Source organism: Flavobacterium sp. HBTb2-11-1 (genome assembly GCF_009826975.1).
Taxonomy (GTDB): Bacteria; Bacteroidota; Bacteroidia; order Flavobacteriales; family Flavobacteriaceae; genus Flavobacterium.
This window is the reverse complement of record NZ_WUMO01000001.1, coordinates 1,088,211-1,106,106: the sequence shown is the minus strand read 5'-3', so window position 1 is coordinate 1,106,106 and position 17,896 is coordinate 1,088,211. Positions and strand designations below refer to the sequence as shown.

12 protein-coding genes are annotated in these 17,896 nt (G+C 32.8%); 5 read left to right on the top strand and 7 right to left on the bottom strand.

Annotated features, from left to right (window positions below; all coding sequences use genetic code 11):
- Positions 1–10 precede the first annotated feature (10 nt).
- The 3 genes from GR162_RS04905 to GR162_RS04895 form a co-directional block, all read right to left on the bottom strand.
- A complete protein-coding gene (locus GR162_RS04905; RefSeq protein ID WP_119789465.1) occupies positions 11–2,275 on the bottom strand; it encodes an aconitate hydratase in 2,265 nt (754 codons plus the stop codon).
- Positions 2,276–2,399: 124 nt separating this feature from the next.
- Positions 2,400–5,171: a bifunctional aconitate hydratase 2/2-methylisocitrate dehydratase gene (locus tag GR162_RS04900; protein WP_160781185.1), complete on the bottom strand. Its 2,772-nt coding sequence runs from the start codon at positions 5,169–5,171 to the stop codon at positions 2,400–2,402.
- Between the two features lie 367 nt (positions 5,172–5,538).
- Positions 5,539–5,766, bottom strand: a complete 228-nt coding sequence (locus tag GR162_RS04895) for a hypothetical protein (protein ID WP_160781184.1) — start codon at positions 5,764–5,766, stop codon at positions 5,539–5,541.
- Positions 5,767–5,932: 166 nt separating this feature from the next.
- On the opposite strand from GR162_RS04895, the gene GR162_RS04890 reads away from it, so the two are divergent.
- From GR162_RS04890 to GR162_RS04880, 3 genes are read left to right on the top strand one after another with little or no spacing between them, the layout of a single operon-like run.
- On the top strand, positions 5,933–7,168 hold the full coding sequence (locus GR162_RS04890; protein WP_160781183.1) for a lanthionine synthetase C family protein: 1,236 nt from the start codon (positions 5,933–5,935) through the stop codon (positions 7,166–7,168).
- 7 nt (positions 7,169–7,175) lie between these two features.
- Positions 7,176–9,422 (top strand): lantibiotic dehydratase family protein, encoded by a 2,247-nt coding sequence (locus GR162_RS04885; RefSeq protein ID WP_160781182.1) that lies wholly within the window; start codon positions 7,176–7,178, stop codon positions 9,420–9,422.
- A complete protein-coding gene (locus GR162_RS04880) occupies positions 9,419–10,309 on the top strand; it encodes a thiopeptide-type bacteriocin biosynthesis protein (RefSeq protein WP_160781181.1) in 891 nt (296 codons plus the stop codon). Before GR162_RS04885 ends, GR162_RS04880 begins: the two co-directional genes overlap by 4 nt.
- Here the strand turns inward: GR162_RS04880 and GR162_RS04875 are convergent.
- The gene (locus GR162_RS04875; protein WP_160781180.1) at positions 10,296–11,249 is read right to left on the bottom strand and encodes a MoxR family ATPase; all 954 of its coding nucleotides are present in this window, start codon (positions 11,247–11,249) and stop codon (positions 10,296–10,298) included. The two genes, GR162_RS04880 and GR162_RS04875, sit on opposite strands and share 14 nt — an antisense overlap.
- Before the next feature lie 78 nt (positions 11,250–11,327).
- On the bottom strand, positions 11,328–12,758 hold the full coding sequence (locus GR162_RS04870; protein WP_160781179.1) for a peptidylprolyl isomerase: 1,431 nt from the start codon (positions 12,756–12,758) through the stop codon (positions 11,328–11,330).
- A gap of 491 nt (positions 12,759–13,249) precedes the next feature.
- Between GR162_RS04870 and GR162_RS04865 the strand changes: the two genes are divergently transcribed.
- Together GR162_RS04865 and GR162_RS04860 are read left to right on the top strand one after the other, a co-directional pair.
- Positions 13,250–14,692: an alpha-amylase gene (locus GR162_RS04865; protein WP_160781178.1), complete on the top strand. Its 1,443-nt coding sequence runs from the start codon at positions 13,250–13,252 to the stop codon at positions 14,690–14,692.
- A 146-nt stretch (positions 14,693–14,838) separates the two neighbouring features.
- Positions 14,839–16,431 carry a peptide chain release factor 3 gene (locus GR162_RS04860; protein ID WP_160781177.1) on the top strand — a complete coding sequence of 531 codons (1,593 nt, stop codon included), beginning with the start codon at positions 14,839–14,841 and terminating at the stop codon, positions 16,429–16,431.
- An 88-nt stretch (positions 16,432–16,519) separates the two neighbouring features.
- On the opposite strand, the gene GR162_RS04855 is transcribed toward GR162_RS04860, so the two are convergent.
- Both GR162_RS04855 and GR162_RS04850 read right to left on the bottom strand, forming a co-directional pair.
- A complete protein-coding gene (locus tag GR162_RS04855) occupies positions 16,520–17,257 on the bottom strand; it encodes a hypothetical protein (RefSeq protein WP_160781176.1) in 738 nt (245 codons plus the stop codon).
- A 322-nt stretch (positions 17,258–17,579) separates the two neighbouring features.
- Entirely contained in the window at positions 17,580–17,891 is a 312-nt protein-coding gene (locus tag GR162_RS04850; RefSeq protein WP_008466913.1) for a DUF3467 domain-containing protein, read from the bottom strand.
- Positions 17,892–17,896: the final 5 nt, after the last annotated feature.

Here is a 17,896-nt window from a genome sequence, read left to right as displayed (position 1 = left end):
AATACAAATATTAAGCTTTTCCTGCAGCAATCAAATTCAATGCAGAGCCAGCTACAAACCAGCCAATCTGACCTTCGTTGTAAGTATGATTTGCCAAAATAATATCTTTTGTACCATCAGCATGAACAAATTCAAGAGTTAATGGTTTTCCAGGAGCAAATTCTGTTAAATCTAAGAAGTTAATTGTATCATCCTCTTGTATCTTGTCATAATCTGCTTCGTTTGCAAACGTCAATCCTAAAAGGCCTTGTTTTTTAAGGTTAGTTTCGTGAATACGAGCAAATGATTTCACCAATACCGCTTTAACTCCTAAGAAACGAGGCTCCATAGCAGCATGCTCACGAGAAGAACCTTCTCCGTAATTATGATCTCCAACTACAATAGATGGAACTCCAGCAGCTTTGTACGCACGAGCAACCGCAGGAACAGCATCATATTGCCCCGTTAATTGATTTTTTACAGAGTTTGTTTTTTGATTATATGCATTCACAGCACCAATCAACATATTATTAGAAATATTATCTAAATGTCCACGGAAACGCAACCATGGGCCAGCCATAGAAATATGATCGGTCGTACATTTTCCGAATGCTTTGATTAACAATTTGGCACCTGTAATATTCTTACCATCCCAAGCATCAAAAGGAGCCAATAATTGCAAACGTTCTGAGGTTGGATTAACAACCACTTGAACATTTGACCCATCTTCAGCTGGAGCTTGGAATCCTGGATCTTCAGCATAGAAACCTTTAGCAGGAAGTTCATCTCCTGTTGGCTCTTCAAGCATCACCTCTTCACCGTCTTCGTTGATTAATTTATCAGTTAATGGATTAAACCCTAAATCACCTGCAATAGCCAAAGCAGTCACCAATTCAGGAGAACCTACAAAAGCTAAAGTATTCGGGTTACCATCGGCACGTTTTGAGAAGTTACGGTTGAAAGAGTGCACAATAGTATTTCTTTCTTCTTTCTCTGCTCCTTCTCTATCCCACATACCAATACATGGTCCGCAAGCATTTGCAAATACTGTTGCATTGATTTTATTAAAAGTATCAATAAATCCATCTCTTTCTATTGTAGAACGCACTACCTCAGAACCTGGCGTAATAGTAAATTTCGCTTTTGTTTTTAAATTTTTAGCAGCAACTTGTTTTGCTAAAGAAGCAGCACGAGAAATATCTTCGTACGATGAGTTTGTACAAGAACCTATCAGACCATACTGAACTTGTAACGGCCAGTTATTTTTGATTGCTTCTTCTTTCATTTTAGAAATCGGAGTAGCCAAATCTGGCGTAAAAGGACCATTTAAGTGCGGCTCTAATGTAGATAAATTGATTTCAATTACTTGATCAAAATATTGCTCCGGATTAGCATATACTTCTGGGTCTCCAGTCAAATAAGACGCGATTTTATCTGCAGCATCTGCAACATCTGCTCTATTTGTAGAACGTAGGTAACGGCTCATTGAATCATCATAGCCAAAAGTTGAAGTTGTAGCTCCAATTTCAGCCCCCATGTTACAAATAGTTCCTTTACCCGTGCAAGACATTGCTTTCGCACCTTCTCCAAAATATTCTACAATTGCTCCAGTACCTCCTTTTACAGTAAGAATACCAGCAACTTTAAGAATAACATCTTTTGGAGCTGTCCAGCCAGACAATTTACCTGTTAATTTTACTCCAATTAGTTTAGGAAATTTAAGTTCCCATGCCATTCCAGACATAACATCTACAGCATCTGCTCCACCAACACCAATAGCCACCATTCCTAAACCACCTGCATTTACAGTGTGAGAATCGGTACCAATCATCATTCCTCCTGGGAAAGCATAATTTTCAAGCACTACCTGGTGAATAATTCCAGCTCCTGGCTTCCAGAAACCAATTCCGTATTTATTAGAAACTGACGATAAGAAATCAAAAACCTCATTGCTTTGAGTTTTTGCTCTTGCCAAATCGGTTGCTGCATCTACTTTTGCCTGAATCAAGTGATCACAGTGAACTGTTGTAGGCACCGCCACTTTAGATTTACCTGCATGCATAAACTGCAGCAAAGCCATTTGTGCTGTTGCATCTTGACAAGCAACACGGTCTGGTGCAAAGTCAACATAATCAATTCCTCTTCCAAACGCCTTAGTCGGATTTCCATCCCAAAGGTGATTGTATAAAATTTTCTCTGTTAAAGTAAGCGGACGACCAACAATTTCACGCGCTTTATCAACTCGCGCTGGCATGTTTTCGTACACCTTTTTAATCATTTCGATATCAAAAGCCATAGATTTTTTTGTTTTTATTATTCTTTTTTGAACATGACAAGTTACAAAAAATAGAACAATTATTACTAAAAAAGCCCGAGTTTTACGACTCGGGCTTTTAAAATATTCTAAAATAATGTCTAGATTACATAACTAACTGTTTGTTAGATGGAGCAAACTTCGTTAAGTTAATACCATCTACTGCAGCAGTGTACTCTTCCATTGTTGGAATTCTACCTAAAATTGTAGAAAGAACAACAACTGGCGTAGAAGAAAGCAATGATTCTCCTTTTTTACCGTCAGCATCTTCTACAACTCTTCCTTGGAATAAACGTGTAGATGTTGCCATTACTGTATCTCCCTTAGCTGCTTTTTCTTGGTTACCCATACAAAGGTTACATCCAGGACGCTCTAAGTACAACATATTTTCATATTCTGTACGCGCTGCCGATTTTGGAGCATTATCGTCAAATTCAAAACCTGAATATCTTTGTAAAACTTCCCAGTCACCTTCAGCTTTCAACTCATCAACAATATTGTAAGTTGGAGGAGCAACTACAAGAGGAGCATTAAATTCTACTTTTCCTTGTTGCGCTTCAACATTTTTCAACATTTGAGCTAAAATTTTCATATCTCCTTTGTGAACCATACAAGAACCAATAAATCCAAGATCTACTTTTTTCTCTCCACCATAGAAAGATAACGGTCTAATAGTATCGTGAGTATAACGTTTAGAAACGTCTTTATTATTAACGTCTGGGTCAGCGATCATTGGCTCAGCAATTTGATCCAAGTCAACTACAACTTCAGCATAATATTTAGCATTTGCATCTGGAGTTAAAGCTGGTTTTTCGCCAGATTTAATTTCTGCAATTCTCTTATCTGCTTTATTGATTAATCCTTGAAGAACTTGTCTTTCATTGTCCATTCCTTTATCAATCATGATCTGGATTCTGCCTTTAGCAATTTCCAATGATTCGATCAAAGTATCATCTTCAGAAATACAGATAGAAGCTTTTGCTTTCATCTCTGCAGTCCAGTCTGTAAATGTAAACGCTTGGTCAGCTGTAAGAGTTCCGATATGAACCTCGATAATTCTACCTTGGAATACATTCTCACCATTGAATTTCTTAAGCATTTGAGCTTGTGTAGCGTGAACTACATCACGGAAATCCATGTATTCTTTCATATCTCCAACGAAAGTCACTTTTACAGATTCTGGAATTGGCATAGAAGCTTCTCCAGTAGCAAGAGCAAGAGCAACTGTTCCTGAGTCAGCACCAAAAGCAACACCTTTAGACATTCTTGTATGAGAGTCACCACCAATAATGATAGCCCATTCGTCTACAGTAATATCATTAAGCACTTTATGAATAACATCTGTCATTGAATGATAAACACCTTTCGGGTCACGAGCCGTGATTAGACCGAAGTTGTTCATAAATTTCATCAATTTAGGAATGTTAGCCTGAGCTTTTTTATCCCAAACAGAAGCTGTATGACAACCAGATTGGTAAGCCCCATCAACAATTGGAGAAATAACTGTAGCAGCCATAGACTCTAACTCTTGAGCAGTCATAAGACCAGTAGTATCCTGAGAACCTACAATGTTTACCTCTACACGAACATCAGATCCAGCATGCAATACTTTTCCTGGTGCAATACCTACAGCATTTTTATTGAAGATTTTTTCTACTGCAGTTAAACCTTGTCCTTCATTAGAAATTTCTTTAGATGGAGCAAATACTGCAGGAGCTTGAATATCTAAAACTTTAGCCGCAAAAGTTTGAAGTTTTTTACCAAACACAATTGCATACGATCCTCCAGCTCTAATGAACTCTTTCTTTTGAGGAGTAAATGATCTTGAAATATCAATTAATTCTTGATCACCATTATAAAGTTTTTTTGTTTGAGTATTGATAGTCAAAACAGTTCCTGTAGCAACAGAATATGCTTGCTCAAGAATTGGCTCATTATTTTCGTTTAATACAGGTTTTCCATCTGCATCAAGTTTTTTAACCCAGTTTTTAAGGTCAATTCCGATTCCTCCTGTTACATCTACCGTAGTAAGGAAAATTGGAGAAATACCGTTTGTTCCTCCAACAATTGGAGCAATATTTACGAATGGAACATATGGACTAGCTTGTTTTCCTGTCCAAAGTGCAACGTTGTTTACACCTGACATACGAGAAGAACCAACTCCCATTGTTCCTTTTTCAGCAATTAACATTACGCTTGCATCTGGATGCTTAGCCTGTAAAGCTTGAATTTCTTCTTGCGCTTGAGGCGTAATCATACATTTTCCGTGAAGCTCACGATCTGAACGTGAGTGAGCCTGGTTTCCTGGAGATAATAAATCCGTAGAGATATCACCTTCTCCAGCGATATAAGTAACAACCTTAATTTCTTCAGCCACTTCTGGAAGTTTCGTGAAGAATTCGGCTTTCGCATAACTTTCTAGAATTTCTTTAGCAATTGCATTATCATTTTTGAAAGCTTCTTTCAAACGATCTGTGTCTGCATCGTAAAGGAAAACTTGAGTTTTAAGAACATCTGCAGCTTGTTTAGCGATTGCAGCATCGTTTCCTAAAGCTAAATCTAATAACACTTCAATCGAAGGTCCACCCTTCATGTGTGATAATAATTCAAAAGCAAAAACTGGAGTAATTTCTTTAACTACAGATTGACCTAAAATAATTTCTTTTAGGAACTTAGCTTTTTCACCGGCAGCACTTGTAGTACCTGGTAAAGTATTGTAAATAAAAAACTTAAGAGAATCTTCGCGGTATGCGTTATCGACATCTTTAATTTGGGCAATGATTTCGCTTAATAATTCAGCTCCATCGATTGGTTTAGGGTGTAACCCTTGATTTTTTCTTTCTTCAATTTCTTGAAGGTAATCCTGATAAATACTCATAATAAAAGCGGATTTATTTTTTTGAGGCAAATTTAAGCATTAAACCCGATAATTAAAAAAAATATAACAGAACAAGGCTTTTCAAAAATTATTATTGCTAAAAAACGATTTTCACTGCTTGTTTTTGCCAAAAAATCAATTTTGAATTAAAATAATGAATTATTAATATTTAAAAATCTTTTCTTTAACAAAGTCGAAATTCGATGTTATAAAGTAAGTAAGTTTTTACCTCTGTTTTCACTAAGAATCTTTCTAAATAAAAAATTATAACGTTATAGTTAGCCTAAGTTTCCTTTAAAAGGATGAGATGTTTAAAAAAAAACAGTAGAACGATCTACTGTTTTATTATAACAAATGTCTTTGCAAATTAATTAATAAAAGGAGGAGTATCACAACCAATGTCAACAGATTCTACACATGTTTGTGCTGCTGCGGTAGCATGAGTTTGCACAGGCCCACATTTTCCATTACAAGATGTCATTGGACTATCTGCACACGTATAAGTATCACCTCCGCCACCTTTAATCATCTTAGCAGAAAATTTTGAAATTACATTTTTATCTAAACGTAATTCATTAATAGATTTTTTTTTCATTTTAATGCTTTTTGTGTTAATAATAAAACCAAATCTAAATATTTTTTTTAATTTATAAATAAAAAATTACATAATTATTTAAAATAAATAATATTTTTACTTCAAAAACACCTACAATAATTTCTTAAAAATTAAATTTAATTTTTAGGCTATATATTTAAAGTATATGCAAAATACAAATATTAATCAAATTTACATTACAACTACATTAAATTTCAAGTTAGACGAAATTTATAAAATTCTCAAGAGCGAACATCAATCTGAAAATTTAGGTGTATTAACCGGATTAACTGGTCTTGCGATGTTTCACTTTTATTATTCTCGATTTAAGAATGAAGATAAAGCATCCGATATAGGGGTCAAAATTATAACCGACTGTTTTGAAAAAATAAACGATAATTACGAACTTCCAACTTATTGTAGTGGCATTGCAGGCTTTGGATGGGCTCTTGAACATCTACAGTTAGAAAATTTTATTGAATTTGACAATGACGAAGTGCTATCAGACTTGGATCATTATCTTTTCGAAAGGCAATCTGTAGACACTTCAATAGGCTACTTTGATTTTTTACATGGAAGCATTGGCTACGGTTACTATTTTCTATCACGTTATAAAAGCACAACTTCACAAAAGTTAAAGAACAGATATAAAATTTATCTTTTAGAGTTAATTTCATCAATTGAAAAGTTTGCAATAGAATCTGAAAACAAAATGAAATGGGAATCCATTCTAAGCATTGAAACACAAAAGCGTGGATACAATTTTAGTCTTTCCCATGGAATTCCTAGTACTATAAATTTTCTTTCCCGCCTGCACAATTATTCTGATTTTAAATCACGAGTAAAACCGATGATAGAAAAAAGTATTTCATACATACTCCACCATAAAAATAAAGAAACTAGCCATTATTCCATATTTCCTAATTTCGAATGTGAACTTGACAATAACAATAGACATAGCAGATTGGCATGGTGTTATGGCGATCTAGGTATTGGAATAACCTTACTACAAGCAGCTAAAACTCTTCAAAATAAAAATCTTAACAAAACAGCAATTGATATTTTAAAACATTCCGCTCAAAGAATAGAGAGACAGGATACATTAGTTAGTGATGCAGGAATTTGCCATGGTGCTTTTGGCATAGCAAAAGTTTTCAACAGAGCTTATAAAGAAACTCGTGATCCGACTTTTAAAGAAGCAACAGAACACTGGTTAAATGAAGGCCTTAAAATGAGTTTTCATGAAGATGGATTGGCTGGTTATAAAAAATGGATTGGCGGCAAACAAACGTGGAAAAATGAATTATCCTTACTAGAAGGAATTAGCGGAATTGGATTAGTTATAATCGATTATTTAACTAATAATGAATTCAATTGGGATGAATGTTTAATGATTAGCTAGCATAAAAATGCCAAATAAAAACCCTTACCATACATTTAATAAGTTTATTTTAAGAACTCCTTTATATTCTTTAGATTTTTACAAAAAATTCACCTCAGAGAATAATATCTCTGACGAAATTTTTTTAGAAGTATTAAAAGATCCCATTCTGAAAGAAGCTATATATCTTGCCTCACCTGTTCTTTATAATGCTGTAATAAAATGGATTGATGCGAAAGAATCTTCCAAAAACATAGAAGATATAGAAAAAATAAAATTCTCTGTTTTAAAATATATTTCTCGTCTTTCTGCAAGATGTACTCCTTTTGGATTATTTGCTGGATGCACTGTTGGCAAAATAGATATAGGTACTAATATCATTTTGAAAGGAGCAATTCACAATGAACGACATACCCGTTTTGATATGAATTATCTTGTTGCACTTTCACAAAACTTGACTAAAATCGATTTTATAAAAAAGCAATTACTATTCTACCCAAATAAGAGCATCTATGAAGTTGCAAACAAAATACGGTACATTGAATATTATTACATAAACGGCCAAAGAAATCATCAAGTAGTTTCGATTACCAATTCAAAGTATATAAAAAAAATAATCAAATTCTCTAAAAAAGGTGCACTTATAAACGATATTATTAATGAACTTATTTCTGAAACAATTAGTGCCGAAACAGCTACAAATTTCGTTCATGAACTTATAGACAACCAAGTACTAATAAGCAATTTGGAACCTTCAATAACAGGAATTGAATTTTACAATCAAATAATTTTAGTACTCGAAAAATTGGACAAAACTAAAAGCATATTGGACAAGTTATTGCTTCTAAAATCAAAATTAACTGAAATCGACGAACGCATAGGAAATAATATTGAAAAGTATAAAACTACAATAGAAATTCTAAAAGACCTAGATACAGAGTTTGATGTAAGTCATTTATTTCAAACTGATATGAGTATTAGTGTAACTCAGAACAAACTAAGCGCGAACGTAGTAGACTCAGTTAAAAAAGGTATGTCTGTACTAAATAAATTTTCACACATCTCTGAAAATGCAACATTATCAGAATTTAAAAAAAGATTTTACGCACGATACGAAAATCAAGAAGTACAACTGTCAAAAGTACTTGATTCTGAAATCGGAATTGGTTATCATAAAGCATTTGAGCAAAATACAATCAATCCTCTTATTGATGATTTAAGATTACCCGATACTAAAATTAAAAACTCTCCTCAAACTATAGAATGGAACTCTTTTAATTCTTTCTTTCACAAAAAAATATTACAGGCAAATAAAAACAATGATTTTGTTATTAACATTAAACCTAGCGAATTAAACCATCTCAACGAAAATTGGGATAATTTGCCAGATACAATGTCTACAATAATAGAATTAGTAATAATTGATGAAAAAGAAAAAGTAAAATTTAGCGGCATTGGAGGCTCAAGCGCCGCCAATTTATTAGGAAGATTTTGCCATGGTGCCATAAAAATAAATGAATATGTAAATACAATTATAGATACTGAAAATCAAATCAATAAAGACTCTATTCTAGCAGAAATTATTCACCTACCAGAGTCTCGTGTTGGAAACATACTTATGAGGCCCTCTTTTAGAAATTTTGAAATACCATATTTAGGAAGTTCAACATTAGGAGATGAATTTCAAATTCCAATTGATGATTTATACATATCTATCAAAAATGATAAATTGGTATTAAGATCAAAAAAACACAATCGTAAGGTTATACCACGTTTAACAAATGCTCATAATTATTCTCAAAACTCGCTTCCAATCTATCATTTCCTATGCGATTTTCAGTTTGAAGGAAAAAGACAAGGTATGTCTTTTAATTTAGGCAGTATCTCAACTACATATGATTTCATTCCTAGAATTGAATATGAAGATGTTATTCTACATGAAGCGACATGGAATATTGAGAAAAAAGATATTGAGAACTTAATTAAAAACAGAAACAACCAAACCGAATTCATTCTAGAAATTGAAAATTTTAAGCAAATAAAAAAAATACCTCTTTATGTTGTACTTGTAGAAAATGATAATGAATTACTAATTAATTTTAACAATTTGACTTCAGTTAAAATGTTAATAGATATAGTTAGAAAAAAAAACAATTTCACTTTAAAAGAATTTCTACATGCAAAAAAAAGCAAAATTTTAGACACAAATAAAGAATATTACTCAAACGAAATAATTTTATCATTCTACAATCAAAAACTACTAACAAATCTATGAGTAAAATAATGCAACGCAATTACCTTCCTGGAGAGAAATGGATTTATTACAAAATATACACCGGGCATTCTACATCAGATTTAATTTTAGCTGAAACAATTCTACCCACTTCTCAATCATTATTTAAAGAACATATTATTGACAAATGGTTCTTTGTACGATATTCTGATCCCGAACACCATTTACGAGTTAGATTACATCTAAAAGATGAAAGTAATTTCACTGTTGTAATACAACGATTTAAAGATATTTTTAAGAAACACATTAAAGCAAATATAATTTGGAACATTCAATTGGATACTTATAAACAAGAAATTGAGCGCTACGGAGGCAAAAAAAATCTAGAATTGTCAGAAGATCTTTTTTTTCATGATAGTTTAATGATTTCCACTTTTATTGGTATAATTGAAGGAGAAGAAGGAGAAGAAATCAGATGGCTTTTCAGTCTTAGAGCCATTGATACATTTCTTGACAGTTTTAATTTTACAATAACGGAAAAACTTAATCTATTGAATCAATTAAAAACTGGTTTTGGAAAAGAGTTTGGTATATCGAGGCCTCTAAAAAAACAATTAGATGAAAAGTTCAGAATAAATCGTAAAAGAATTGAAAATTTTCTAAGTCAAACATTTTTTACAAATCCAGATTATATTGAAATACAAAAAATTTTAGATACAAAAAGAAAAAATTCTTTTGAAACTATCAAAAAGACAATCTCTTCTTGTAAGAAATCAAAAATTGACATAAATACCTTTGTAGCCAGTCATATACACATGACAATGAATCGAGTATTTAAATCAAAAGGAAGAATTCACGAATTAGTTATTTACGATTTTTTATATCGTTATTATCTTTCTATTTATTACAAAAAAGCTAAATCAGCTTAGCAATAATAGTTTCTTCAGTTATACCTTCTGCATCAGCTTTATAGTTTTTAATAATTCTGTGTCTTAGTATCCCTGTTGCCACCGCCTGAACATCTTCAATATCTGGTGAAAATTTTCCGTTGAAAGCCGCATGTGCTTTTGCTGCTAAAATTAAATTCTGCGAAGCTCTTGGCCCTGCTCCCCAATCTAAATAATTCTTCACAAAATCATTTGTCAAAGAATTGTCTGGACGAGTTTTGCTTACCAGAGTTACTGCATATTCTATAACGTTGTCTGCGACTGGAATTCTGCGTATTAAATGTTGGAAATCAATAATTTCCTGCGCATTAAACAACGGATTAATTTCTGTTTTAACATCAGAAGTTGTTCGCTTCACAACTTGAACTTCTTCTTCAAAAGTTGGGTATTCTAATTTAATAGCAAACATGAAACGGTCTAACTGAGCTTCCGGCAAAGGATAAGTTCCTTCTTGCTCAATTGGGTTTTGAGTTGCCAAAACAAAATAAGGCAAATCTAATTTATGATGCTGCCCAGCAATAGTTACCGATCTCTCTTGCATCGCTTCTAACAACGCTGCCTGAGTTTTTGGCGGCGTTCTATTGATCTCATCTGCCAAAATAATATTAGAGAAAATTGGCCCTTTAATGAATTTGAAGTTTCTATTTTCATCCAAAATTTCACTTCCTAAAATATCAGAAGGCATCAAATCTGGCGTAAACTGAATTCTTTTAAAATCTAGCCCTAAAGCCTGAGACAAAGTATTTATCATTAAGGTTTTTGCTAAACCAGGAACTCCAATTAAAAGCGCATGCCCCCCAGAAAATATACAAAGTAAAATTTGATCTACAACGGCGTCCTGCCCTACAATGATTTTCGCTATTTCTTTTTTTAATTCGTTTCTTTTTTGAACTAAATTGTGAATTGCTGTTACGTCAGACATTTATGAATGTATTTAAAATTAAAAAGAGTTAATTCTATGAAATCATAAAACTAACTCTTTTTATTTATTTATTAAAACTTATTTTTTTAACCAATTGTTTGCAAAAGTACAATCTTTGTATTCTCCGATAATTTTGATATAGGTATCTTTAATTTTAGTATCAAACCATTTTGCAATGGCATTAATCTGCTTTTCTTTAAGTGCTAATTCTTTAATCTTAGTATAATCTTTAGCATAATCAGCAGTGTGCTCATCAATTCTATTGGTAACAGTAATAATTTTATAAGTCTTTTTTTCTTTCTCATCAGTATTTAAAAGTGGTTGAGAAATCTCATCCCCTTTTAGATTTGAAACCTGGCTGTACAATTGTGGATCCATTTTAGTTAGCTCAAATCGAGTATCTTGTGTTGTTGGATTTACTAATGTCCCTCCGTTTGCTCTAGTTTCTTTTTCATCCGATTCTGTTCTTGCCGCTTCAGCGAAAGTTATCTCTTTATTGATAATTTTATTCCTAATATTGGTAATTCGCTCTTTAGCTTCTTTCATAGCAGCTTCTGAAACTGTTGGAGACAATAAAATATGACGAAGTTCGACCTCTTGCCCTTTTATTTTTTCTACCATAATAATATGAAATCCAAAAGTAGTTTCAAACGGCTGAGAAATCTCGCCCGCCTGCAAACTAAACGCAACATCTTTAAATTCTTTCACAAAAGGAGTTTTACGTGTTATCTTATAAAATCCTCCAGATGGAACAGACGCTTTGTCTTGAGAATACAAAACGGCTTTTGTAGCAAAACTGGAACCTTCAAGAACATCTTTTCTTATAGCGTTTAATCTATCAATTACTTTTTGTTTGTCTTCTTTAGAAATTTTAGGCTCCACAACAATTTGTGCTACTTCCATTTCAGCTCCAAAAGTTGGCAATTCGTCTTTTGGGATTTTCTTAAAGAAATTACGAACTTCCTCTGGAGTAATCTCAACATCTTTAATGATTTTATCTCTCATTTCAGAAGCCAATTTCTGCTCCTTTAAGATATCAGCAAAATAGGTTTTAAATTCTTCTACAGAGCTCTTTTTATAGTATTCAACTACTTTATTAATGTCACCTACTTGCTGTGTCATATAGTTAAGACGCTCTTCCATCATACTTCTAACTTCGGCATCACTCACAATAATACTATCTTGAATGGCTTGGTGAGCGTATAATTTGTCTTCTAAAAGTTTACCAAGCATCTGGCATCTTGTAATATCTTTTATAGATCCGCCTTGAGCAGTAATTTCTAAAAATCCTTTATCAATATCAGAATCTAAAACAATATAATCTCCTACTGTCGCAATAATTCCATCGATTTTCAATTTTCCGCCAGAAGGAGTTTCCACTGGTTTCTGAGCAACAACATCCGGAATAACTTCTTGCGCTGTAATTATTGGAGTTAAAAAAAGAAAAAAACAAATTGTTAGTGCAAACCTGAAATCAATTGTTTTTAGCTGTAATTTTTTTAATAACATTATTTTAATTTTTATTTGAATGTAAAGCCTGTTTTTAGATAATCCTTCTAAAATTAAATATGTTCAACTTAAACATAAATAATTAAAGTATAGTTCTTTCGTAACTTATAACGAACAAAAATAACAATTCAATTACATAATCCAACTATCCGATATACTATTAACAAAAAATTATAGGATAGTTCTATAACAGTATTCCAAATTGGTTATTTCAATTTTCTTAATGCAACAACAGGCACCATTATAAATCGTTCCATAATTTGAATTTTAAGAGCAAACAAATGCTTAATTATAAGAGCTCTAAAAAAAGTTCTCAACACTACAACGTTTTCGTGAAGAGCTATTTTCTTATAAATTAAAATTAAATCAAAAAAAAATTACTTTAGATGCGTATTTGTCATTTTAAAGCTTTAAAAAATGAAAATATCTGCTTTTTTAAAGCTTGATTTTGACAATTACAAAACTCACTATTTAACTTAACCACATCTATTATGAAAAAACCTATTTTAAAATTATGCGTTATTACGGCATTTACCGGACTGCTATTTTCGTGTTCGCAGAACGAAATGAGTGAAGCTGATTCAAAAGCTGAAAGCCAAAATTTCAAAATTATTGATGTTACGCATCATGACGGAAAACCTTTTAGCACAGGAATTTCCGGTTCTTCTTCAACAGGAAAATATGTTGACAATCCAGGTGGAGGTGTTATGATGCAAGCTTTCTACTGGGACGTTCCTTCTGGGGGAACTTGGTGGAATACCGTAAGCAGCAAAGTAACCGCATGGGGTAACGCTGGAATTGGCTCTATTTGGCTTCCGCCTGCTTCAAAAGCACAAAACGGAGCTTTTTCTATGGGATATGATCCAACAGATTACTTTGATTTTGGAGATTACAATCAGAACGGAAGCATTGAAACCAGATTTGGATCAAAAACTGAATTAGTAAATTTAATTACGGCTGCTCACAACGAAAATATCAAAGTTTACGCAGATATCGTAATCAACCATAACAGTGGCGGGCAATCTGAGGCAAATCCATTTACAGGAACAAATACGTGGACCAATTTTACAGGTGTTGCTTCGGGTAAATTTCCTCGTAACTATAATGATTTTTATAAAAACAGCTACGGAAATAATGACGAAGGATCTTTTGGTGGGTTCCCAGATTTATGCCATGCTGCACCAAATGTTCAGAACTGGTTGTGGCTACGCACTGACGGAGTTGGTAAATATTATAAAAATACAATGAAATTTGATGGTTGGAGATTCGACTACGTAAAAGGTTTTGGTGCATGGGTTGTAAATTCATGGAATGCCAATGTTGGCGGATTTTCTGTTGGAGAATTGTGGGATTCAAATGTAAATGTCTTGAATGATTGGGCAAACGCCGCCAATAGTTCTGTATTTGATTTTGCTTGCTATTACAAAATGAATGATGCTTTTGATGGAAACAATCTTGCTCTTTTGAATGATGATATGATGTGGAAACGCAATCCGTACAAAGCGGTGACTTTTGTAACCAATCATGATACTGACGAAATCTGGAGCAAAATGTTAGCTTACTCCTACATATTAACTCACGAAGGTTATCCAACCATTTTCTATAGAGATTATGAAGAATGGCTAGACAAAAACAAACTGAACAATCTAATCTGGATTCACAATAATAAAGCAACTGGAACAACTTCTATCTTATATTCTGATAATGACGAATATGTGGCAAGAAGAAACGGTTACAACGGAAATCCTGGATTGGTAGTTTATATCAATAACTCAGACGTATGGCAAGAAAGATGGATTCAAACGAATTGGGCTAATACTCAAATTAAAGATTTCACAGGAAATTCATCTTGGTATCCGACAACTCAAGCAGACAAATGGGTAAAAATACAATGTCCTCCAAAAGGATATTCAATTTGGTCAATTAATCAGTAATTTAAAATGACTATTTAAGGCTGTTGCAAAACAGCCTTATTTTTTTCTAAAAAAACCTTCTAATAATAAAGACTTCCAAATTTACGAACTGAATATTTTCATAAAGCCGTATTTAATAGTACTTTTGCAACCTATTTATACAAAATATGAGCTTTTTAAAAGAAATACAACGCAGAAGAACATTTGGAATTATCTCGCACCCTGATGCCGGTAAAACAACTTTAACTGAAAAATTACTGTTGTTTGGAGGTGCTATTCAGGAAGCTGGAGCGGTAAAAAACAATAAAATTAAAAAAGGAGCAACGAGTGACTTTATGGAAATCGAGCGTCAGAGAGGTATCTCGGTTTCGACTTCTGTGCTTGCTTTTAATTATAAAGATAAAAAAATCAATATCCTTGATACTCCTGGACACAAGGATTTTGCCGAAGACACCTTTAGAACTTTAACCGCTGTTGATAGTGTAATTGTTGTAATTGACGTTGCAAAAGGGGTTGAGGAGCAAACAGAAAAATTGGTTGCTGTTTGTAGAATGCGTAACATTCCAATGATTGTTTTCATCAATAAATTAGACCGTGAAGGTAAAGATGCTTTCGATCTAATGGATGAGGTTGAACAAAAATTAGGATTGAAAGTAACACCTTTAAGTTTCCCAATCGGAATGGGTTATGATTTCCAAGGAATTTATAATTTATGGGAAGAAAACATTAACCTTTTCAGCGGAGATAGCCGTAAAAATATCGAAGAAACAATTGCTTTTTCTGATGTACAGAACAATCCTGAATTGGATAAAATTGTGGGAGAAAAAGCTGCTAATAAGCTTCGAGAAGAATTAGAACTAATTGATGAGGTTTACCCAAAATTTGAACGCCAAGATTATTTAGATGGAAAAATCCAACCAGTATTCTTTGGTTCTGCTTTGAATAACTTTGGAGTTCGCGAACTATTAGACTGTTTCATTACAATTGCTCCTTCTCCAAGAGCAAAAGATTCTGAAACTCGTACAGTTGAACCTACAGAAGAGAAGATGACTGGATTTGTTTTCAAAATCCACGCTAACATGGATCCAAAACACCGTGACCGTTTAGCATTTATCAAAATCGTTTCTGGAACTTTCGAAAGAAATAAACCTTACTACCACGTTCGCCAAAAGAAAAATCTAAAATTTTCTAGTCCGAATGCATTTTTTGCTGAGAAAAAAGAAATTGTAGATATTTCTTATCCTGGTGATATTGTGGGTTTACACGATACTGGAAACTTTAAAATTGGTGATACTTTAACTGAAGGCGAAATCATGAGTTTTAAAGGTATTCCAAGTTTCTCTCCTGAGCATTTTAGATACATCAATAATGCTGATCCAATGAAAGCGAAACAATTGGAAAAAGGAGTTGACCAATTAATGGATGAAGGAGTTGCTCAGTTGTTTACTTTAGAAATGAACAATCGTAAAGTTATCGGAACGGTTGGAGCGCTTCAATATGAGGTTATTCAATATCGTCTAGAACACGAATACGGAGCTAAATGTACTTACGAAAACTTCCCAGTGCATAAAGCTTGCTGGGTTAAACCTGATGACGCTAAAAATGAGGAATTTAAAGAGTTTAAACGTATTAAACAAAAATTCTTGGCTCATGATAAATACGGACAATTAGTATTCTTAGCTGATTCTGATTTTACTATTCAAATGACGCAAAGTAAATATCCATCCGTGAAATTATACTTTACCTCTGAGTTTGATTAATTTACTTTAGATTAAAAATATAAGAAAGGCTGTCAATTTATTTAGACAGCCCTTTTCATTTACATTCCCCAATATGTAATTTTGATGATTATTTTGTGTAGTTAATTCCTAATCCGCCCGCGATATAAATTTTGTTAAGCTCATTAGAAGCAATAATTATATTTTTTATCAAAACGTTATTTTTAGCAGACTGTACATCAAAGGCTATTTCTTTTGACAAATAATAATCATTTGCTGTAATTGTTACCATTAGTGTTTTACTATTCTTCAAAACCTTGGCCGTTATAGAAAATTCACCTGTTTTAGGATTTACTTTCACCGGATTTTGTGCACCGTCAACCGCAAGCATCAAATTAGGATAGATTTCTCTATTAAAAGGTTTGTTTGTTTTTGATTCCAACAATTTTCCTTTTATAATTATAGAAATTTCAGCATTTGAAGCGTGATTATAATCTACTTTGCCTACTTTATAAGTATTGTTGGGCTTCAGACAGTTTATTTCTGTTTTAACAGTTTCTTTTTCTTGCGCTGAAACATTTGATGCCAATAATACAGATGCAGCAACTGCAGCATATTTCAAAGTATTGATTTTAGAAGTTTCATTGTATTCAAACTGTTCTTCCAACTGTGTTGTTTTCAGCCTTGCACAAATAGATTTATCTTTATTTTCAGTAATGAATTTAGCAACTTCTGAATTCGTTTTCTTGCTCAAATCAATTACATTCTTCATACATGAATTACAAAATGAGCCCTCTGAATTTGGAATCATTTTATCAAAATTTTCAGAACAAGGATTTGCTATTTCTAAGGTGAATTTCTTTTTCATCATGTCTCTTTTTAAGTTAAAATCTTTCACAGACTATTTACTTATATAGAGTACATTTTGCATCGAAAGGTTGGGAAGAATAGAAAAAAAAATCAGAATAAAAAAAGCGCTAATATTAAATTAGCGCTTTTTTATAATTTGAATTAAACTAACCTTTACTAAGTCATTATATTTCAAAATTCAATCTTTTTAGGTTATAGAAAGTTAAAACAATATTCATTAGAGATGAAACTTAGTCGACTAAAATAAATTAAATCCGATGAACTGCACTTTTTATCCATTAACCATAAAAAAAGCCCCTTAAAAAAGGGGCTTTTAAAATTTATGCTTGTCCAGCTGGACCAAAATTAAGCGGAATTGGTGCTTGTTCCGTTTCTTTGATTTCGCCATGAGCGGCCTCAAATCTGTGGATGTTTTCACCTATAGCTCTCAATAATCTTTTAGCATGTTGTGGTGTCAAGACAATTCTTGACTTTACCTTGGCCTTAGGAATACCTGGCATAATGCTCACAAAATCTAAAACAAACTCAGATGATGAGTGATTAATAATCGCAAGATTAGAATAAATTCCTTCTGCGACAGTTTCGTCTAGCTCAATATTAATTTGCTCTTGTTGTTGTTTCGGATTACTCATAGTTT

Bases quoted from the DNA above. Each gene is read 5' to 3' on its own strand.
- GR162_RS04905 (WP_119789465.1), bottom strand. From the start codon at position 2,275: ATGGCTTTTGATATCGAAATGATTAAAAAGGTGTACGAAAACATGCCA.
- GR162_RS04900 (WP_160781185.1), bottom strand. From the start codon at position 5,171: ATGAGTATTTATCAGGATTACCTTCAAGAAATTGAAGAAAGAAAAAAT.
- GR162_RS04895 (WP_160781184.1), bottom strand. From the start codon at position 5,766: ATGAAAAAAAAATCTATTAATGAATTACGTTTAGATAAAAATGTAATT.
- GR162_RS04890 (WP_160781183.1), top strand. From the start codon at position 5,933: ATGCAAAATACAAATATTAATCAAATTTACATTACAACTACATTAAAT.
- GR162_RS04885 (WP_160781182.1), top strand. From the start codon at position 7,176: ATGCCAAATAAAAACCCTTACCATACATTTAATAAGTTTATTTTAAGA.
- GR162_RS04880 (WP_160781181.1), top strand. From the start codon at position 9,419: ATGAGTAAAATAATGCAACGCAATTACCTTCCTGGAGAGAAATGGATT.
- GR162_RS04875 (WP_160781180.1), bottom strand. From the start codon at position 11,249: ATGTCTGACGTAACAGCAATTCACAATTTAGTTCAAAAAAGAAACGAA.
- GR162_RS04870 (WP_160781179.1), bottom strand. From the start codon at position 12,758: ATGTTATTAAAAAAATTACAGCTAAAAACAATTGATTTCAGGTTTGCA.
- GR162_RS04865 (WP_160781178.1), top strand. From the start codon at position 13,250: ATGAAAAAACCTATTTTAAAATTATGCGTTATTACGGCATTTACCGGA.
- GR162_RS04860 (WP_160781177.1), top strand. From the start codon at position 14,839: ATGAGCTTTTTAAAAGAAATACAACGCAGAAGAACATTTGGAATTATC.
- GR162_RS04855 (WP_160781176.1), bottom strand. From the start codon at position 17,257: ATGAAAAAGAAATTCACCTTAGAAATAGCAAATCCTTGTTCTGAAAAT.
- GR162_RS04850 (WP_008466913.1), bottom strand. From the start codon at position 17,891: ATGAGTAATCCGAAACAACAACAAGAGCAAATTAATATTGAGCTAGAC.